Source organism: uncultured Megamonas sp., from assembly GCF_958438645.1.
Classification (GTDB): domain Bacteria; phylum Bacillota; class Negativicutes; order Selenomonadales; family Selenomonadaceae; genus Megamonas.
In genome coordinates this window covers 224,934-243,692 of sequence record NZ_CAUBSM010000002.1, presented here as the reverse complement: position 1 = coordinate 243,692, position 18,759 = coordinate 224,934, and the positions used below count along the sequence as shown (strand labels likewise).

20 protein-coding genes are annotated in these 18,759 nt (G+C 32.4%); 13 read left to right on the top strand and 7 right to left on the bottom strand.

Annotation, left to right across the window (positions count from 1 at the left end; genetic code table 11):
- Nucleotides 1-129 precede the first annotated feature (129 nt).
- From trpE to trpA, 6 genes are read left to right on the top strand one after another with little or no spacing between them, the layout of a single operon-like run.
- Nucleotides 130-1,635, top strand: a complete 1,506-nt coding sequence (trpE, locus tag Q5I67_RS03125; protein WP_302486334.1) for an anthranilate synthase component I — start codon at nt 130-132, stop codon at nt 1,633-1,635.
- Complete coding sequence (locus Q5I67_RS03120) at nt 1,616-2,227, top strand: aminodeoxychorismate/anthranilate synthase component II (RefSeq protein ID WP_302486333.1); 612 nt, start codon at nt 1,616-1,618, stop codon at nt 2,225-2,227. The genes trpE and Q5I67_RS03120 overlap by 20 nt, the downstream gene beginning before the upstream one ends.
- Entirely contained in the window at nt 2,193-3,206 is a 1,014-nt protein-coding gene (trpD, locus tag Q5I67_RS03115) for an anthranilate phosphoribosyltransferase (protein WP_302486332.1), read from the top strand. Before Q5I67_RS03120 ends, trpD begins: the two co-directional genes overlap by 35 nt.
- Nucleotides 3,207-4,604 (top strand): bifunctional indole-3-glycerol-phosphate synthase TrpC/phosphoribosylanthranilate isomerase TrpF, encoded by a 1,398-nt coding sequence (gene trpCF / locus Q5I67_RS03110; RefSeq protein ID WP_302486331.1) that lies wholly within the window; start codon nt 3,207-3,209, stop codon nt 4,602-4,604.
- Nucleotides 4,605-4,606: 2 nt separating this feature from the next.
- A complete protein-coding gene (gene trpB / locus Q5I67_RS03105; RefSeq protein ID WP_302486330.1) occupies nt 4,607-5,809 on the top strand; it encodes a tryptophan synthase subunit beta in 1,203 nt (400 codons plus the stop codon).
- Nucleotides 5,802-6,578 (top strand): tryptophan synthase subunit alpha, encoded by a 777-nt coding sequence (gene trpA / locus Q5I67_RS03100; protein ID WP_302486329.1) that lies wholly within the window; start codon nt 5,802-5,804, stop codon nt 6,576-6,578. The genes trpB and trpA overlap by 8 nt, the downstream gene beginning before the upstream one ends.
- Before the next feature lie 55 nt (nt 6,579-6,633).
- Here trpA and Q5I67_RS03095 read toward each other — a convergent pair whose 3' ends face one another.
- The 4 genes from Q5I67_RS03095 to Q5I67_RS03080 are packed head-to-tail and all read right to left on the bottom strand — an operon-like array spanning nt 6,634 to nt 9,318.
- Nucleotides 6,634-7,158: a 2-oxoacid:acceptor oxidoreductase family protein gene (locus tag Q5I67_RS03095; protein ID WP_302486328.1), complete on the bottom strand. Its 525-nt coding sequence runs from the start codon at nt 7,156-7,158 to the stop codon at nt 6,634-6,636.
- Nucleotides 7,155-7,979 (bottom strand): 2-oxoacid:ferredoxin oxidoreductase subunit beta, encoded by an 825-nt coding sequence (locus Q5I67_RS03090; RefSeq protein WP_302486327.1) that lies wholly within the window; start codon nt 7,977-7,979, stop codon nt 7,155-7,157. Before Q5I67_RS03090 ends, Q5I67_RS03095 begins: the two co-directional genes overlap by 4 nt.
- Nucleotides 7,979-9,121 carry a 2-oxoacid:acceptor oxidoreductase subunit alpha gene (locus tag Q5I67_RS03085; RefSeq protein WP_302486326.1) on the bottom strand — a complete coding sequence of 381 codons (1,143 nt, stop codon included), beginning with the start codon at nt 9,119-9,121 and terminating at the stop codon, nt 7,979-7,981. Before Q5I67_RS03085 ends, Q5I67_RS03090 begins: the two co-directional genes overlap by 1 nt.
- Nucleotides 9,121-9,318, bottom strand: a complete 198-nt coding sequence (locus Q5I67_RS03080; protein WP_027889099.1) for a 4Fe-4S binding protein — start codon at nt 9,316-9,318, stop codon at nt 9,121-9,123. The genes Q5I67_RS03085 and Q5I67_RS03080 overlap by 1 nt, the downstream gene beginning before the upstream one ends.
- A 294-nt stretch (nt 9,319-9,612) precedes the next feature.
- Here Q5I67_RS03080 and rbr point away from each other — a divergent pair, with 294 nt between their 5' ends.
- Nucleotides 9,613-10,146, top strand: coding sequence for a rubrerythrin (gene rbr / locus Q5I67_RS03075; RefSeq protein WP_296898994.1), 534 nt, complete (start codon nt 9,613-9,615; stop codon nt 10,144-10,146).
- A 77-nt stretch (nt 10,147-10,223) separates the two neighbouring features.
- Here rbr and Q5I67_RS03070 read toward each other — a convergent pair whose 3' ends face one another.
- Nucleotides 10,224-10,565: a hypothetical protein gene (locus tag Q5I67_RS03070; protein WP_296898992.1), complete on the bottom strand. Its 342-nt coding sequence runs from the start codon at nt 10,563-10,565 to the stop codon at nt 10,224-10,226.
- Between the two features lie 207 nt (nt 10,566-10,772).
- On the opposite strand from Q5I67_RS03070, the gene Q5I67_RS03065 reads away from it, so the two are divergent.
- Nucleotides 10,773-12,680, top strand: coding sequence for a sigma 54-interacting transcriptional regulator (locus tag Q5I67_RS03065; protein ID WP_296896349.1), 1,908 nt, complete (start codon nt 10,773-10,775; stop codon nt 12,678-12,680).
- A 31-nt stretch (nt 12,681-12,711) separates the two neighbouring features.
- Here the strand turns inward: Q5I67_RS03065 and Q5I67_RS03060 are convergent, their stop codons facing one another.
- Nucleotides 12,712-13,506 carry a Cof-type HAD-IIB family hydrolase gene (locus tag Q5I67_RS03060; protein ID WP_302486325.1) on the bottom strand — a complete coding sequence of 265 codons (795 nt, stop codon included), beginning with the start codon at nt 13,504-13,506 and terminating at the stop codon, nt 12,712-12,714.
- On the bottom strand, nt 13,503-14,285 hold the full coding sequence (locus Q5I67_RS03055; protein WP_302486324.1) for a DeoR/GlpR family DNA-binding transcription regulator: 783 nt from the start codon (nt 14,283-14,285) through the stop codon (nt 13,503-13,505). The genes Q5I67_RS03060 and Q5I67_RS03055 overlap by 4 nt, the downstream gene beginning before the upstream one ends.
- Nucleotides 14,286-14,419: 134 nt before the next feature.
- On the opposite strand from Q5I67_RS03055, the gene Q5I67_RS03050 reads away from it, so the two are divergent.
- From Q5I67_RS03050 to Q5I67_RS03030, 5 genes are all read left to right on the top strand, one after another.
- Complete coding sequence (locus Q5I67_RS03050) at nt 14,420-15,304, top strand: DMT family transporter (protein ID WP_302486323.1); 885 nt, start codon at nt 14,420-14,422, stop codon at nt 15,302-15,304.
- A gap of 99 nt (nt 15,305-15,403) precedes the next feature.
- Nucleotides 15,404-16,225 (top strand): hydroxyethylthiazole kinase, encoded by an 822-nt coding sequence (gene thiM, locus Q5I67_RS03045; protein ID WP_302486322.1) that lies wholly within the window; start codon nt 15,404-15,406, stop codon nt 16,223-16,225.
- Nucleotides 16,226-16,230: 5 nt separating this feature from the next.
- Entirely contained in the window at nt 16,231-17,019 is a 789-nt protein-coding gene (gene thiD, locus Q5I67_RS03040) for a bifunctional hydroxymethylpyrimidine kinase/phosphomethylpyrimidine kinase (RefSeq protein WP_302486321.1), read from the top strand.
- Nucleotides 17,020-17,096: 77 nt separating this feature from the next.
- Nucleotides 17,097-18,278 (top strand): MFS transporter, encoded by a 1,182-nt coding sequence (locus Q5I67_RS03035; RefSeq protein ID WP_302486320.1) that lies wholly within the window; start codon nt 17,097-17,099, stop codon nt 18,276-18,278.
- Between the two features lie 71 nt (nt 18,279-18,349).
- The gene (locus tag Q5I67_RS03030) at nt 18,350-18,757 is read left to right on the top strand and encodes a YbaN family protein (RefSeq protein ID WP_302486319.1); all 408 of its coding nucleotides are present in this window, start codon (nt 18,350-18,352) and stop codon (nt 18,755-18,757) included.
- The last annotated feature ends 2 nt before the right edge of the window (nt 18,758-18,759 follow it).

Sequence of the window (18,759 nt, the reverse complement as noted above, 5' to 3'; positions counted from 1 at the left end):
GGTGGTACCGCGAGTAGAGTATAATATATAATTTTAGTGATTTAATTATATAGAAATATATATACCCGTCCTTGAAATTATTTTCAAGGGCGGGTATTTTTATTTGGATTTATAAAGGAGGATTAAAATATGTACAAACCGACTCTGGCAGAATTAGAAGCAATAAAAACAGAATATAAAATAGTGCCAGTGAGTAAAGAAATATTTGCTGACCTTACAACACCGATTAAAGTGTTGAAAATCTTGAAAAATATCAGTGATAATGTGTATTTATTTGAAAGTGTAGAGAATACACATCATTGGGGCAGATATTCTTTCTTAGGTTTTAATCCTTCTTTAGAGATTAGTTGTAAAAATCATTTATTGAAGATAAGAAAAGCTATTAATAATAAAATACAAGAAATTAAGACGGATAATCCAAATGTAGAGATTAGAGAGATTTTAAAAGCATATAAAAGCCCTAAATTTGAATATTTACCGTCGTTTACTGGTGGTTTAGTAGGATATTTTGCTTATGAATATCTGCGTTATCAAGAAAATAAATTGGATTTTGTAGATAAAAAAATCAATGAAAATGAAGTTTCTTTCAATGATGTAGATTTAATGTTATTTGATAAGGTAATAGCTTTTGACCATTATACGAAAAAGATAATTTTAATTGTGAATATAAAAACTGATGATTTAGAAGCTAATTATGCTAAAGCAATTGATGATTTAGAAAAATTAGCAAAACTCATTATTTATGGCAAAGAAAAAGAAATACCTTCAGGGAAATTATTATCTGATTTTAAACGAGAATTTACCAAAGATGAGTATATAGATGTAGTGAAAAAGACACAACATTATATCAAAGAAGGCGACATTTTTCAGGCTGTAATCTCTAATCGCATAGAAGCAGATTTTTCAGGAAGTCTATTAAATGCTTATCGTATGCTTAGAACGATAAACCCTTCGCCATATATGTTTTATTTAAGCTCTAAGCAAATAGAGCTGACAGGGGCTTCACCAGAAACATTGATAAAATTAGAGGATAAAGAATTAAAGACTTTTCCAATAGCTGGCACGATGCCAAGAGGTAAAGATGAACGAGAAGATGATTTATTAAAAGCAAAATTATTAAGTGATGAAAAAGAATTGGCAGAACATAATATGCTAGTGGATTTGGGCAGAAATGATATCGGTAAAATCAGTAAATTCAATTCAGTAACAGTAGAAAATATGCATAAGGTAGAGTTTTTCTCGCATGTGATGCATATAACAACTACAGTAAAAGGGAAAATCAAAGATGATTGTGATGCTTTAGATGCTATTGTAGCTACTTTGCCAGCAGGGACTTTATCTGGTGCACCAAAAATACGAGCTATGGAAATCATTCATAAATTAGAGAAAAGTCCAAGAGGTATTTATGGTGGTGCCGTGGGATATATCGATTTTGCAGGCAATATGGATATGTGCATAGGTATAAGAATGGCAGTGGCAAAACAAGGTAAAGTATTTGTTCGTTCAGGTGGCGGAATAGTCAAAGATAGCATACCTGAAAATGAATACCAAGAAACGATAAATAAAGCCCAATCAATGATAGAGGCAATTACAAAGGCACAGGAGGTGGAAACATATGATTTTGTTAGTAGATAATTATGATAGTTTTGTGTATAACTTATATCAATTAATTGGTTCAATAAATCCAAAGATAAAAGTCATTCGCAATGATGAATTAAATATAGAGCAGATAAAAAAACTAAATCCAAGTCATATTGTACTGTCTCCAGGGCCAGGTAAACCCAGTGAAGCTGGAATTTGTGGTGAAATCGTGAAAGCTTTTCAAGGTGAGATACCGATTTTAGGGATTTGTTTAGGTCATCAAGTCATAGCCGAAGTTTTTGGCAGTGTCGTAAGTTATGCTAAAGAAGTAGTTCATGGTAAAGCCTTTAAATTAAAGATAAGAGAAAATTCGCCTTTATTTAAGGGGATAGATAAAGAATTTATGGGAGCAAGATACCATTCTTTAGCGATTAAAAGAGAAACTTTAGGCGAAGATTTAAAGATAATAGCAACTACTGATGATGGTGAAATTATGGCGATAGAGCATAGAAGATATCCTATTTATGGATTGCAATTTCATCCTGAATCGATTTTAAGTGATAACGGCAAGAAATTAATTCAAAATTTTCTGGATATACGAGGTGGTCAAAATGATAAAACAAGCAATATATCAATTGAGCAATAAACAAGATTTAACAACAGAGCAGGCTATAGTTTCCATGCAAGAAATCATGAGTGGAACAGCGAGCAATATTCAAATTGCTAGTTTTTTGACTGCTTTGCGATTAAAGGGCGAAACAATAGACGAAATAACAGCTTTTGCTCAAGTCATGAGAGAAAAAGCTCAAAGCATAGATTATAAAGATGATTTATTTGAAATAGTCGGCACAGGTGGAGATGAAGCAAATACATTTAATATTTCAACTACAGCAGGATTTGTAATTTCAGCTAGTGGTATAAAAGTAGCTAAACATGGCAATCGCAGTGTATCTAGTAAATGCGGTGCAGCTGATTGTTTAGAAGCTTTAGGCACTAAATTAGAATTAGATGCTAAGCAGAATGAAAAGATGCTAGATGAAATAGGCATGTGCTTTATGTTCGCTCCGAAGTATCACAGCTCTATGAAGTATGCTAGTCCCGTTAGACGTGAACTAGGTATTAGAACAGTATTCAACATTTTAGGGCCACTTGCTAATCCTGCAAATGCTAATCGACAATTGATGGGCGTTTATCAAGAAGAATTAGTAGAGCCATTAGCGAAAGTATTATCTAATCTCGGTGTAAAAAGAGGTGCTGTTGTCTATGGTTATGATGGTTTAGATGAAATAACAGCTTGTAATAAAACGCTAGTATGTGAAATCAAAGATAAAAAATTAAAGACATATACTTTAGATCCTAGAGATTATGGCATGGAATATGCAAATTCAGCTGAATTAGTTGGTGGAGATAAAAATGAAAATGCTCAAATCACAAGGGATATTCTGGCAGGGACTTTGGGGGCAAAACGCAATGCAGTATTATTAAATGCTGGCATGAGTATTTATTTAGCAAAAGATGGTTTATCTATACAAGATGGTATCAATATAGCCAAAGATACGATAGATACAGGCAAAGCTAAATATCAGCTGGAACGATTTATCAAATATTCAAATGAGGTATGTTAAATGATTTTAGATGAAATTGTAGAGAAACGAAAAATCAATATAGCTAAACAAAAACAGATAAAATCATTAGCTATGCTAAAACAAGAAGCAGAAGCTTTGCCTCAAAATAGAGATTTTCCTTTAGAAAAAGCATTGATGAAACAAGATATAAATTTTATCTGTGAAGTGAAAAAAGCATCACCATCAAAGGGAATTATAGCTCAGGATTTTCCTTATTTAACTATCGCTAAAGAATATGAATTAGCAGGAGCAAGTGCTATTTCTGTACTCACAGAGCCAGATTATTTTTTAGGTGAAGATAAATATTTACAAGAAATTGCTCAAAATGTCAGTATTCCTGTATTGTGTAAGGATTTTATTATCGATGAATATCAGATTTATAAAGCTAAAATTTTGGGAGCTTCAGCGATTTTATTGATTTGTGCGATTTTAGATGATGAAACGCTTAAGAAATTTTTCACCTTAGCTGAAAAATTAGGTTTATCTTGTTTAGTAGAAGCTCATGATGAAAATGAGATAAAAAGAGCCTTGAAGATACAAGCGAGAATTATCGGTGTGAATAATCGCAATTTAAAAGATTTCACTGTAGATGTAGAAAATAGTTTAAAATTAAGGTCTTTAGTGCCTGAAAATGTGATTTTCGTTTCTGAAAGTGGCATAAAAACTAAAGATGATATAGAAAAATTAAGAGTTCATCAAGTGCAAGCAGTGCTTATCGGTGAAACTTTTATGAGGGCTAAAGATAAAGTCTTAGCACTTAATGAATTATATGGAAAGAAGATAAGCCCTAAAGTAAAATTTTGTGGTATGAAAACTATAGAAGATATAGCTATCGTAAATAGATATATTCCAGATTATGTAGGTTTTATATTTGCTGAAAGTAAACGACAAGTAAGTATGCAAACAGTGAATGATTTAGCTAAAAATTTAGATGAAAAAATTAAAAAAGTCGGTGTCTTTGTCAATGCTTCGCTAGCACAAATTGAAGAGATAGCTCAGAAAGTTCCTTTAGATATCATTCAATTACATGGTGATGAGGATAATGAATTTATCAAAGTATTGAAAAATAAACTTGATTTACCGATTTGGCAAGCGATAAAAGTAAAAGATATTGTTGATATAGAAAGAGCTAAACAAAGTATTGCCGATATGATTTTGTTTGATGCTTATGTAAAAGATAGTGCTGGTGGTACAGGAAAGAGTTTTAATTGGGATTTACTTAAGGATTTTACAGGTGAATTTATCTTGGCTGGTGGTATAAATAAGCAAAATATTATTAGAGCGATAAGAACGACAAGACCATATATAGTGGATATCAGCAGTGGTATAGAAAAAGATAATCATAAAGATGAAAATGAAATTAAGATGATAAGTGAACTTTTGCGAAAGGTAGGATAAATATGAGCGTGAATAAGATAAATAAAAAAGGTCGTTTTGGTAAATACGGCGGGCAATATATGCCAGAGACTTTAATGAATGCAGTAAATCAATTAGAAGAAGCGTATTTAAAATATAAAGATGATCCTGATTTTGTCAGAGAATTAGAAGATTTACAGCGAAAATATACAGGTAGACCATCACTTTTATATTTTGCAGAAAAGATGACAAATGATTTAGGTGGAGCAAAGATTTATTTGAAACGAGAAGACTTAAATCATACAGGTTCTCATAAAATCAATAATGTTTTGGGGCAGATTTTATTGGCAAAACGCATGGGAAAAACTCGTGTAATTGCAGAAACAGGTGCAGGTCAACATGGCGTAGCTACAGCAACAGTGGCAGCACTTATGAATATGGAATGTGAAATCTTCATGGGCGAAGAAGATACGAAACGACAAGCATTAAATGTATATCGCATGGAATTATTAGGAGCAAAAGTACATAGTGTTACTAAAGGAACGAGAACACTAAAAGATGCAGTAAATGAAGCTTTACGCGAATGGACTTCAAGAATTGATGATACACATTATGTTTTAGGTTCTGTCATGGGACCACATCCATTTCCAACTATTGTACGTGATTTTCAGTCTATCATCAGTAGAGAAGCTCGTGAGCAGATATTAGATGTGGAAAATAGATTGCCAGATGTAGTCATGGCTTGTGTTGGTGGCGGTAGCAATGCTATGGGTATGTTTTATAATTTTATTCCTGATAAACAAGTGCGATTGATTGGTTGTGAAGCAGCTGGAAAAGGTCTTGATACAGAAGAACATGCAGCTACTATCGCTAAAGGCACAGAAGGTATTTTTCATGGCATGAAATCTTATTTTTGTCAGGATAAATATGGTCAGATTGCTCCTGTATATTCCATTTCAGCAGGTTTAGATTATCCGGGTATTGGGCCAGAACATGCCTATTTACATGATAGCGGTAGAGCCGAATATGTAGCGATTACAGATGATGAAGCAGTCGATGCGTTTGAATATTTATCAAGAACAGAAGGAATTATCCCAGCTATTGAAAGTGCTCATGCTATAGCACAAGTGATGAAAATTGCACCGAAGATGAAAAAAGATGAAATCATCATTGTTTGTTTATCTGGTAGAGGAGATAAAGATGTAGCAGCTATGGCGAGATATAGAGGAGTGAAAATCAATGATTAAAATAGAAGAAGCATTTAAAAATAAGAAAGCATTTATTCCCTTTGTATTGGCAGGTTATCCAAATTTAGAAGCTACAGAAAAATTTATTATAAAAATGGCAGAAGCTGGAGCTGATTTGATAGAAATAGGGATACCTTTTTCTGATCCAGTGGCAGAAGGGACAGTTATTCAAGCGGCTAGTAAAGTGGCTTTAAGTGGCAATATGACGACAAATGATATTTTTGATATGGCTGAAAAATTAAAGGGAAAAGTGAATATTCCGCTTGTATTTATGACTTATATAAATCCTATATTCGTTTATGGCAAAGACAAATTTTTTGCTAGATGTAAACAATGCAATATCAGTGGTGTTATCGTGGCTGATTTACCTTTTGAAGAAAAAGATGAAATCTTAGCCCAAGCTAATGAAAATGATGTAGAAGTAATATCTTTGATAGCACCTACTTCAGAAAATCGCATAGGTATGATAGCTAGTGAAGCACAGGGCTTTATCTATTGTGTATCCTCTTTAGGTGTAACAGGTGTTAGAAAAGAGATAAAAACAGATATACAAAGTATAGTAAATACTGTTCGCAAATATACAGATAAACCAGTAGCTGTAGGTTTTGGTATATCAACACCACAGCAAGCATATGATATGGCTAAAATCGCTGATGGTGCTATTGTAGGCAGTGCTGTTATCCGTATTATTGATAAATATGGCAAAGAGGCTACACCATATTTAGTTGATTATGTAAAATCTATGAAAGAAGCTATCTCAAAAGCATAATTAAAAATAATTTGTTTAAAATAAAAACTCCCTTTTATTAAAGGGAGTTTTTATTTTAAACAGCATTATAACCGAGTTCTAATGCCTGCATATTTTTATCAACTGTATGTGGTGGTACGCGATGTGCCACAGATTGTTTTACTGTTTCAAGCGAAACGATGCCAGAGAGTTTCACCATGATACCAAGTGCAACTATATTGGCAAATAACAATTTGCCGAGTTTTTCTGAAGCCATTTTAGTGATTGGCACTTTAATAATATGAGGAAAATCTGGTACATTTGGTACAAGGTCTTCATCAACGATTAATAAACCATTGTCTTTATCTAAATCACTATAATATTTATCAGCTGCTTTTTGTGTCATGGCAAGTACAATATCTGGATTTATAACTTTAGGATGATAAATCGGATTATCAGAAATAATTACTTCCGCTTTAGAAGCACCACCACGTGCTTCTGGTCCATAAGATTGAGATTGAACAGCTTGTTTGCCTTCACTTACAGCGGCTTCAGCAAAGATAATAGCTGCTGTGATGACCCCCTGACCGCCAGAACCGGATAAACGGAGTTGTTTCATCATTTTTCAACACCTCCAGCTATTTCGATAACTTTATCATAGGCATGGTCATAATCAATAGATTGATGTTGATGTAATAGACCAATAGGGAATTTATCTACTTTTTTATCATCAGCTAATTTATCAAAAGCTGGTTTCATAACGGCATTATCACGCATCCACATCATCATCTGTGCGGGATCTGCCATTTTATTTTTACGACCGAAAGCTGTTGGACATTGTACAATTGCTTCAATCAAGGAGAAGCCTTTATTTTCAATACCGCCAGCTATCATATTGATCAAATGTGGTACATGATAAGCTGTGCTTCTTGCCACATATGTAGCACCTGCTGCTGCTGCCAAATTGCATGGGTCAAATGGATTATCAACGCAACCATATGGAGCAGTTGTCGCTTTTTTATCAAGCGGAGTAGTAGGTGATGCCTGACCACCTGTCATACCATAAATATTGTTGTTAAATAATACGACAGTTAAATCGACATTACGTCTTGCACCATGAATAAAATGATTGCCACCGATAGCCATGCAATCGCCATCACCTGTGATTACAATTACATTGAGCTCTGGTCTAGCGAGTTTTATACCTGTAGCAAATGGAATAGCTCTACCATGAGCTGTATGAAGTGTATCAAAATCCATATAACCAGATGCACGTGAAGAGCAACCAATACCGGATACGATAATTGTCTTATCTGGATCTAGATTTTTCTTGACGATAGCTTCTACAATTGCTTTCATTACAATACCATTACCGCAACCAGGGCACCATAAATGCGGAAGGCGGTTCTGACGGAAATATTGTTCATAAACTCTAGGTTTCATTAATTATTGCCTCCTTCGCACATTTTAATAATAGCTGTTTCAATTTCAGCCGGAGTGAAAATCTGTGTATCGTATTTGCCTAAAAATTCTACTTTGCATTTGCCTTCACTTGCACGCTGTACTTCATGTACAAGCTGTCCATAGTTAAGTTCTGGGACTAAAATGGCATTAACTTTATCTGCTAAATCAGCAATGACTTTATCGGCAAATGGCCAAATTGTTATAAGGCGTACCATGCCGACTTTATAACCTTTTTTGCGAGCTTCAAGCATAGCTTCATACGCTGTACGAGCTGTACCACCATAGCTTACAATTGCATACTCTGCATCTTCCATATTATATGCTTCATAATGACAAATTTCATCACGAGCGATATCTATTTTCTTATGCAATCTATCGATAGCTTCTTTTGTAACGATTGGGCTACCTGATGGGAAGCCTGTTTCATCATGAATAAGACCAGTTACATGGATGTGATATCCTTTACCAAAATCAGCAATATTCGGCACTAAATCAGTGTCAGGAGCATATGCTTTATATTCTGGTGATGGTGCCATCTTTGGCTGGCGACGTGGATAAATTTCGATATCGTCTTTTTCAGGAACATCTATATTTTCACGTAAATGACCTACAATTTCATCCATCAATAAAATGACTGGTGTACGGAAGCGTTCGGCATAATTTACTGCCATAACAGTAACATCAAAAGTTTCACGCACACTCCATGGAGAAAGAGCGATAATAGAATGATCGCCATGTGTTCCCCAACGAGCTTGCATGATATCTCCCTGTGCTGGAGATGTTGGTTGGCCAGTAGATGGACCAACACGCTGTACATTGGCGATGACTACTGGAATTTCAGCAGCACAAGCATAACCGATTAATTCTTGTTTTAAAGAAAAACCAGGACCAGAAGTTGCTGTCAGTACTTTATCACCAGCAAGAGAGGCACCTAAAACTGCACCCATACTAGCAATTTCATCTTCCATTTGAACGAATTTCCCGCCCATTTTAGGCAATAATTTAGCCATTGTTTCAGCAATTTCTGTAGATGGTGTAATTGGATAACCTGCAAAAAAGCGAACACCAGCAGCTAAAGCACCATAACTGCATGCTTCATTGCCTTGCATTAATTTAATCATTAGGCTTCCTCCTTATCTACAAAAATAGCATAATCTGGGCAACGCAATTCACATTGTCCACAACCTATACAAGCATCAGCATTGACAATCTGACAATGATTTAATACATCTAATTGTAAAACTTTTTTCGGACAAAAAGCTACGCAAATACCGCAGCCTTTGCAACGTTGTGTTTTCAAGTAAATAATATTTTTCAAAGCTACACTCCCAAACTCTCAAATATATACATAATTTTGACATAAATATTAATAGCAATAAATTCATTATTTGCTACATTCAATATCAATTATGAAATCTATTATATAACAAAAAAGTGTAAAAGTGTAAATGTATACAATATATCTTTATATCTTCTAAAATAAATTTTGCGTAAAAAATATGAAAATATCTTGACTATCAAGAAAAATAGTATATAATATTAATTAATAATAATTATTTATTAGTTCGGTTTATTGTTTTTTTGATTTTATTCATGAAGGAGAGTGTATACTATGGATTTAAAAGGAAGTAAAACAGAGCAAAATTTATGGACAGCATTTGCAGGTGAGTCTCAAGCTCGCAATAAATATACTTTTTTTGCATCTAAAGCCAAAAAAGATGGATATGTTCAGATAGCAAAAATCTTTGAAGAAACAGCTGCTAATGAAAAAGAACATGCTAAAATTTGGTTTAAATTAGTAGATAAAATTGGTACTACTGAAGAAAATTTGAAGGCAGCAGCTGCCGGTGAACATGAAGAATGGACTTCTATGTATCCAGAATTTGCTAAAGTAGCACGTGAAGAAGGTTTTACTCATATTGCTAATCTTTTTGAAATGGTTGCTAAAATTGAACAAGAACATGATACTCGTTACAATTTATTATTAGCAAATATTCAAGAAGATAAAGTTTTCAAACGCAATGAAAAAATGATTTGGATGTGTTCAAATTGCGGTCATGTATATGAAGGTACAGAAGCACCAGAAATTTGCCCAGTATGTGCTCATCCAAAAGCATTTTTTGAAATTAAAGCTAATAATTATTAATTTTTTATTATTGTGCATTAGATTTAATAAAAGAAGGCTAGTTAGATATTCTAACTAGCCTTCTTTTATTAAATTTCTCAATTAAATATATAACCGATTACAGTGTATAAGAATAAAAGTAAGATAATACCCATAAAGAAAATTTGTGCTCTATACAGCCATTGTCTAACGTTTTCAGATACTTTTGCATGACGATTAGCATACATGAGGAGTAAAGCAATTTCTAAAACAATATATGTTGCAAAACTTGTTGGGACTAAAATTAAACTTTGCCATGAAGTTACTAATAATAAAAAGTTAATGACAATTAATATAATTAACCAAATATCTTTACCATATTTTTTTTGTTCTTTAGGTGCATTTTGTTGCTCTTTTGTTTTTGTAATTTTGTTGCTAATGCGTTTACTCATTCTAGCCATAGAAAAAACCATCCTTAATTTTAATTTATGAATAAAGTATAGCAAATATAATTTTTAGTAACAAGTTAACAATTAAACAACTTTTTTTGTACAAATGTAATTATTTTTTTAGAAAATAATTGATAGTTTGTTACACACTTGCTAAAATAGTTAGTATCTTAAAGATTTTAGGCGACAAACTTTACAGAATAGAGGTTTATAAACAGCATGATTAGAGAACATCGTAATCGAGAAAAATTAATAAATTATTATAAACTTTTTACGAATAAGGGCATCACAGACCCTAATGTACATCCATGGATAAAAGAATCATGGGAATTGTCAAAACAGTATCAAGTAAATCCCAAAAAAATACCATCAAATGCAAGATTAACAGCATATGAATTAGCTCAATTACAAAGCAAACATAGCGATGCTATTGAGTATTTAGATCATTTTATTGATAGTATTATAGACTTTTTGCATGAGTATAATTTATGTTTAACGATAATGGATTCAGAGTGTACTGTACTAAAAAAATATGCTAATCCAACATCAAGACTCATTGATAGATTGGAAGGAGTATCTTTAACTACGAAAAATGTAGGTACACTAAGTTGTAATATTGTAAAAGAACATAAAGTTCCATTTTGGGTGTTTGGACCAGAACTTTGGCTTGAAGAATTGCATGAAATGAATAGTGGTGCTGTTCCAATTATGGTTAATGGCGAATTGACATATATCGTATCTTTAACTGTAATGGAATATGAGAAAATTCCTCAAGATGTAGTTTTAGCATTGTTATTTACTTTAAAAACAGCTTTAGAATTAAATATCAGACAATCATTGAATATCAAAGCTCAAAAAGCTATTTTAGATGCAGCACCATTTGCTGTATATCATGTCATGGCTGAAGATAAAATCGTTTATGCAAATCGCATGGGTGAAGAGCGTTTATCTGCAATTAATGCGATAGATGAAAATAAAGAAACGGCTCATTTGAAAGATATTGTATTGAATTATAAACATACACCTATTTATGATGGTTTCCAGGGTATTTCTTGTTATAATCGCGAGACTACATGGATTACAAATAATAAAACATATGAAGATATCACTACTGTAGTTCCTTTAAAAAATTCAGATGATGATGAAAATGTACAAAGTGTAGTTACAGTATCTATGCCGATTGAAGATTTACGTACATTAGTAGCACATGCTTCTGGTTATACAGCAAAATATAGTTTATCTTCTATGGTAGGAGAAAGTAAGGCTTTTGTACAAATGAAGGAACGTGCTTATCGTGTAGCTCGCAATAAAAATCATATTTTATTACAAGGTGAAGCGGGCATTGGTAAACAGCGTTTAGCTCATGGTATTCATATGGCTAGTATGCGTATGGCAGGGCCATTGATTTCTATAAATTGTGCAGATTCTACACCAGAATTATTGGAACAAGATATTTTTGGTGCGGCTACTGATTCTGATGTAAGTCATCCAGGTAAATTAGAATTAGCAAGTAAAGGTACTTTATTTATCGATGAAATTGAAAAATTGCCAAGTTCTATTGCTAGAATGTTAGCAAAAGCTTTATCTGAAAAGAAAACTCATCGTATTGGTGAAAGTTTAGAACGCAGCATTGATGTACGTATTATTGCAGCAAGTGATGCAAATTTAAGACGTTTAACAGAAAAAGGACAGTTTGATGAAAAATTATTTAATATAATTTCTCGCAGTATTATACGTGTACCATCACTTCGCTCTCGTAGAGATGATATACCGATGTTATCTGTGAATATCATTGAAGAATTGTCTAAACAGCATCAAATGGAACCAAAAGTATTATTACCTGAGTCCTTAGAAGTATTGAAAAATTACGATTGGCCAGGAAATATCAAACAATTACAAAGCGTATTAGAATATTCATTCTTCAATACAAGTGGACATGAAATCTATCCTACAGATATTAATTTAATGGGTAGCGTAAAACCAGATAATAAATGGAAAACAGATAAAGAAATATTCCTCAAAGCATGGAAAGCAGCTGGCGGAAACGTAAGCCGTTTATCTAATCTTTTGAGTGTAAGCCGTGTTACTTTATATCGTTATATTAAAAAATATGGATTAGAAAAATAAAAAAAAGCTTGGCTATCGCCAAGCTTTTTTATTATATAAACTTATCAATAACGTACGCTATACCATTTTCATCGCAATCTTTGGTGATAAATTGAGCTATATTTTTTACATCATCAATAGCATTTCCCATGGCAACACCAAGACCGGCATACTCAATCATAGCTAAATCATTATCACCATCACCACAGGCCATGATTTCACTTTTATCTATTTGCAGATACTGAGCTAATTTACTTAAGCCTACAGCTTTATTGATATTAGGTGGTGTTATATCCATAGTATATCCAGTATTTTGCTGTAAACCGATTTTATCTTTAAATATATTTGCTAATTCATCTTGTATTTTTTGGATATTTCCATTTAAATCACAAACGACTAATTGAGTAACATTTTCTGTATATTTCTCAAATTCATCGCCAACTTCTACTATATTTAATCCTTTTGTGGTTTTATAAGCAGGGAACATATCCATATCTACATAGCGAACATAAATAGTATCACCAATATACCAACGAATATACCAATTTTTTTGATAACATATGGAAATTAATTTTGTTATTGTATCTTTAGGAAAGTGAGCTTCATAGATGCTTTTTCCTGTATTTAAATCTTTAACAACACCGCCATTACAAGATACTACAGGGCAATTCATATTTAATTGTTTAGCAAAATAAGCAGCAGACGCTGGCATACGACCTGTAGCGATAGTTACATAAATACCGTTATCCATAGCTCTTTTTATAGCTGAGGCATTTTTCTCAGAAACAAGTTTTTGTCGATTAAGTAAAGTACCATCCATATCTAAGGCTATTAATTTTATGCTCATAAAATATTTTCTCCTTTAACTTTGTCATTGAAATCCCAAAATAGTGAGCAATTGGCTTTGGCTAATGCTGTGACAATGGCTTTTGGGGGCATTTTTGTAGTCAATACGATATCTACATCGCTTAATTTACCAAATTTATAAGCAGGTTGTAAGAGAAATTTTCCCGAATCTGCAAGAACGCAGACAAGTGCGGAATTTTTGGCAATTAAATGTTTGATAGCAGCATCTTCATTTTCAAAGGTATAGAAGCCATCTTCATTGATGCTAGCGGCTCCTAAAAAGGCGATATCAAAACGGATATTATCAAGTATAGTTAAAGTTTCACTACCAAAAAAATAACGATTTACTGGATTGAGTTTGCCACCTAATAGATGTAAATCTAAAGTAGCATTATCTTTTAATTGTTCTATTATATCAATGGAATTACTGTAAATAGTAGCTTTTTCTTTAATATATTTACACATATATTGTACGGTTGTTGATGTATCTAAATAACAAATAGCATTTTTTTTGATATATGTTGAAGCTATTTTGCCTAATAAATCTTTAGTAGAGTTTTTTAAGGTTGATCTTTCTTGAAAACTTTGGCGAAGTTGAACTGTTGGAAGTGTAATACCTCCATGCGTGCGTAAAGCCACTTTTTGTTCTACTAAACAGATAATATCACGTCTAGCTGTATCTCGAGATATATTGAATGTAGACATGATTTCTTGTTTAGATAGACTTTTTTTCTTGCGTAATAAATTCATAATTTGGTATAGACGCTCTTCTTGATACATATAATCACCACAATTCTTAACTTGTTATGTTAATTTTAAGCAAGTGTAAGCATTATGTCAATTTGATTATTGTGTAATAATTTAGTTAAAATAATAAAATGGAAAAATTTAAGATTTGAAAAGGAGTTAGTGTAGTGAATAGTGTTATTTGCATTGCTAGTGCAGGTGTTTTGTGGGGAATTATAGCAATTTTTATCAGTTTATTAAAAGAAGTAGGTTTCAATTCTTTGCAATGTGTGGCAATAAGAGTATTTTTTTCAGCAATATGCTTAATTATTTATTTAAGCATATTTGATAGAAGTAAATTAAAAATTGAATTTAAGGATATAATTTATTTTATTGGTACGGGTATTTTTAGTATTATCTTTTTTAATTATTGTTATTTTGAAGCCATTGAAGTCATTGGTGGTGTGGCAGTTCCTGCACTTTTATTGTATATGGCACCTATATTTGTGATGATAATGTCCTTTTTCTTTTTTCATGAAAAATTTAATAAACAAAAAATATTAGCTTTGTTTATAACTATAATAGGATTGTGTTTTATCACAGGGGCGTTTTCTCAAGAAGTGATTTTGAGTGGTAAAGCTATATTATTAGGTTTAGGAGCAGGTTTTGGTTATGCTCTGTACAGTATTTTTAGTAAGATGATAATAGATAAGTATGAAGCTATTACTATTATCACATATACTTTTATCGTAGCATCCATTGGCAGTATTCCTTTATCAGGAGTGATAAATCATTTAGATAATCTTTGGCAGTTAAAGGCTGTTATAGCAATTGTAGGATTAGTTATTTTTTGTACGGTAATGCCTTTTTTACTCTATACTACAGGGCTAAAAAAATTAGAGGCAGGAAAAGCTTCAATATTAGCTACGATTGAACCTATTGTATCAGCTATAGTGGGATTGATATTTTTTCAGGAAGTATTTGATTTAACAAAGATATTGGGTATGATTTGTATTATTTCGGCAATATTAATACTTAATTTAAATTTAGTAAAAGCTAAATCTGTAAATTAAGTTAATTTTGATGGAGTCAAGTTAAACAAAAAGCTTTTATCATTGCAGGCATTTTGTGAATATTGTAGAATGAAAATAATAAAAAGGAGGCTGATTATTTTGTTGAGAGAATGTTTAGAGAATGTGCGTAAAATTTCTCCATTAATACATAATATTACTAATTATGTTACTGTAAATGATTGTGCAAATATTTTATTAGCTTGTGGAGCATCGCCTATTATGGCTGATGATATCAATGAAGTAGAAGAGATTACAAGTATTTGTAATGGTTTAAATATAAATATTGGTACGTTGAATTCAAGAACAATTAATTCTATGCATAAAGCAGGTTGGACAGCTAATAGATTAAATCATGCAGTTTTATTAGACCCTGTAGGTGTAGGGGCGTCAGAACTTCGCACTCGTACTGCTGTTGAATTAGTAAAAAATATAAAATTCGATGTAATTCGCGGTAATATTTCTGAGATAAAAACTCTAGCAAATGGTAGTGGTTCAACTCGTGGTGTCGATGCTGATATAAGAGATAGCATTACTGAAGAAAATTTAGCTGAGTATGTAAAATTCGCTAAACAATTAGCTAAAAATATGAATACGATTATCGCTATTAGTGGTGTTATTGATATTGTAGCTGATAGTAAAGATGCTTATGTGATTTACAATGGTCATAAAATCATGAGTAAAATCACAGGTAGTGGTTGTATGTTATCAGCATTTACTACAGCTTATTTAGCAGCAAATAAAGATAATAAATTGTTGGCTACTGTAGCAGCTTTTTGTGCTATGGGTGTAGCAGGAGAAATCGCTCAAAAACGCATGGGTGAATTAGATGGCAATGCTAGCTTTAGAAATTATTTAATTGATGCTATTTATAATATGACTGGTGAACAGTTAGAAGCTATGGCTAAATATGAAAAGAGATGATAGAGATGAATGAAATGAAAAAAGTTTTGACAATAGCAGGCTCTGATTGCAGTGGTGGAGCAGGTATTCAAGCGGATATAAAAACAATTACTGCTCATAAAATGTATGCAATGAGTGCAATCACAGCACTTACAGCTCAAAATACAACTGGTGTTTATGGTATTTTGGATGCAGGGGCTGACTTTGTCGGCAGACAATTGGATTGTATTTTTCAAGATATTTATCCTGATGCAGTTAAAATCGGCATGGTAGCAAATAAAGAAATCATTGAGATGATTGCACATAAATTAGTGGAATACAAAGCTAAAAATATCGTTGCTGATCCAGTAATGGTTTCTACGGCTGGTAGTCGTTTGATGGAAGAAGATGCGGCAAATACTCTGATTGAAAAATTATTGCCATTAGCTACAGTGATTACACCAAATCTAGCAGAAGCAGAAGTTTTATGTGGCTTTGCTATCAAGACAAAAGAAGATTGCATAAAGGCAGCACAGACTATTTCCCAAAAGATACCAACAGCTATTTTGATTAAAGGTGGTCATTTGGAAGATACAGCAGATGATTTGCTTTGGGACCATGGAGAAATCCATTGGTTTGAAGGTAAACGCATAGACAATTCAAATACTCATGGCACAGGCTGTACTTTATCATCAGCGATTGCTTCTAATTTAGCTGCTGGTCATGATTTAGTTACAAGTATTAAAAATGCTAAGGATTATATAACAGGAGCGTTAAAAGCTAATTTAGATTTAGGAAAAGGCAGTGGCCCTTTAAATCATATGTATAATTTATAAATAAAAAAATCGCCTTAGTCTAAGGCGATTTTTATTTTAAGGATTTAATATAAGATGAAAGGAGCAAAATATTTTTTATGGATAAAAGTAGTTTAAATTACCAGAAAAATTTGTTGTTGATAATAGTTGTACTATTTTGGTTTGCTCAATATGTATATGTGCCTTTTCAAACACCATATTTATCAACTATGCAGGTTTCTTCTAGTATGATTGGCATAATCATAGGTATATATGGTTTTTCACAGATGGTGTTGAGAATGCCCATTGGCATCATGGCAGATAAAAATGGTCGTCATAAATTATTTATCATCTTAGGAGTTACAGCTTCAGCACTAGCTTCTGTATTTCGCATTATTTTAGAACCGCAAACAGGTTTTTTAGTGGGAAATATATTATCTGGTTTCGCTTCAGCTATGTGGATTTCTTTCATGGTCTTATATGCTAGTTATTTCACTTGTGAAAATCTACAGCGAGCAATGGGCCTTATCATGGCTGCTAATAATATAGGCGTTTTAGGTGGTTTTGTTTTAAGTACCTTGAGCTATAATCATTTAGGTATGAATTTTTTATGTCTATTGAGTATCTGTAGTGGTGTGCCAGCGATATTATTATCTTTTGGCATTAAAGAGCAAAAGATAAAGACAGGAAAAATAGTGCCGAAAACATCAGATTTAATAAAAGTTTATGCAGATAAAAGATTGATTTTTTTTTCTATATTGGCATTAGTTCAACAAGGTATCTTAATGGCTACTTGTATGAGTTTTACAACGCAGATTGCTCATGAAATAAATGCGAGTGCATTTCAAATTGGTCTATTATCCATCGTATATATTATTGTAGCAGTACTGGCTTCTTATTTTTCAGCAAGTAATTTTGCTAGACGATTGGGTTCATCACTTTGGATACCTTTTATTTTATTCGTTTTAGCTATATATTGTTTTGCTGTACCCAATATTTTCTCACCTAATTTATTGATTGCAATTCAAATATTAGCGGGATTGTCTACAGGGATTGTTTTTTCTTTTTGCACTTCAGAAGCAATGAAAAATGTCCCTATAGAAAAACGTTCTACAGCTATGGGATATTATCAGGCTATTTATGCAGTGGGAATGACGATAGTCCCAATGATAGCTGGCAATATCGCGGAAATATATAATCTAAATATAGCTTTTTATCTTGAAGGTATTATAGCTGTAATAGCTACTGTAGCGAGTATGATTTATTTTAAATACGATAATAGAAAAACAATTGAAGGATAATCACTAAATAATAGAAGATAATACCAATATATTATGATATAATTTTATTGAAAATTGTTATCATTTCTTTGATGAGGTGCAAAGTGGAATTATCAAATAAAATTCTGATACGATATTTTTGGATAAGCTTAGGTTTTATAAGCTTTATATTGGGAACTATTGGAATCGTATTGCCATTATTACCAACAGTGCCTTTTTATTTGTTAACGCTATATTGTTTTTCTAAAGGTTCACAGAGATTACATCAATGGTTTAGGCAAACTGATTTATATAAAAAACATTTGGCAGATTTTGTGCAAAAGCGAACAATGAGCATAAAGGCAAAATTCAAAGTGTTTTTTATGGTAACAGCTATAATGAGCATAGGATATTATTTTATGCCGATGGATTTTTTCTGGATAAAATATGTAATGCTTACAGTTTGGATAATACATACTATTTATTTATTTTGGGGCATAAAAACAGAAAAATATAGATGAAA

What these genes read in the sequence shown, in the direction of transcription:
- trpE (WP_302486334.1), top strand. Translation starts at nt 130, where the DNA reads ATGTACAAACCGACTCTGGCAGAATTAGAAGCAATAAAAACAGAATAT.
- Q5I67_RS03120 (WP_302486333.1), top strand. Translation starts at nt 1,616, where the DNA reads ATGATTTTGTTAGTAGATAATTATGATAGTTTTGTGTATAACTTATAT.
- trpD (WP_302486332.1), top strand. Translation starts at nt 2,193, where the DNA reads ATGATAAAACAAGCAATATATCAATTGAGCAATAAACAAGATTTAACA.
- trpCF (WP_302486331.1), top strand. Translation starts at nt 3,207, where the DNA reads ATGATTTTAGATGAAATTGTAGAGAAACGAAAAATCAATATAGCTAAA.
- trpB (WP_302486330.1), top strand. Translation starts at nt 4,607, where the DNA reads ATGAGCGTGAATAAGATAAATAAAAAAGGTCGTTTTGGTAAATACGGC.
- trpA (WP_302486329.1), top strand. Translation starts at nt 5,802, where the DNA reads ATGATTAAAATAGAAGAAGCATTTAAAAATAAGAAAGCATTTATTCCC.
- Q5I67_RS03095 (WP_302486328.1), bottom strand. Translation starts at nt 7,158, where the DNA reads ATGATGAAACAACTCCGTTTATCCGGTTCTGGCGGTCAGGGGGTCATC.
- Q5I67_RS03090 (WP_302486327.1), bottom strand. Translation starts at nt 7,979, where the DNA reads ATGAAACCTAGAGTTTATGAACAATATTTCCGTCAGAACCGCCTTCCG.
- Q5I67_RS03085 (WP_302486326.1), bottom strand. Translation starts at nt 9,121, where the DNA reads ATGATTAAATTAATGCAAGGCAATGAAGCATGCAGTTATGGTGCTTTA.
- rbr (WP_296898994.1), top strand. Translation starts at nt 9,613, where the DNA reads ATGGATTTAAAAGGAAGTAAAACAGAGCAAAATTTATGGACAGCATTT.
- Q5I67_RS03070 (WP_296898992.1), bottom strand. Translation starts at nt 10,565, where the DNA reads ATGGCTAGAATGAGTAAACGCATTAGCAACAAAATTACAAAAACAAAA.
- Q5I67_RS03065 (WP_296896349.1), top strand. Translation starts at nt 10,773, where the DNA reads ATGATTAGAGAACATCGTAATCGAGAAAAATTAATAAATTATTATAAA.
- Q5I67_RS03060 (WP_302486325.1), bottom strand. Translation starts at nt 13,506, where the DNA reads ATGAGCATAAAATTAATAGCCTTAGATATGGATGGTACTTTACTTAAT.
- Q5I67_RS03055 (WP_302486324.1), bottom strand. Translation starts at nt 14,285, where the DNA reads ATGTATCAAGAAGAGCGTCTATACCAAATTATGAATTTATTACGCAAG.
- thiD (WP_302486321.1), top strand. Translation starts at nt 16,231, where the DNA reads ATGAATGAAATGAAAAAAGTTTTGACAATAGCAGGCTCTGATTGCAGT.
- Q5I67_RS03035 (WP_302486320.1), top strand. Translation starts at nt 17,097, where the DNA reads ATGGATAAAAGTAGTTTAAATTACCAGAAAAATTTGTTGTTGATAATA.
- Q5I67_RS03030 (WP_302486319.1), top strand. Translation starts at nt 18,350, where the DNA reads ATGAGGTGCAAAGTGGAATTATCAAATAAAATTCTGATACGATATTTT.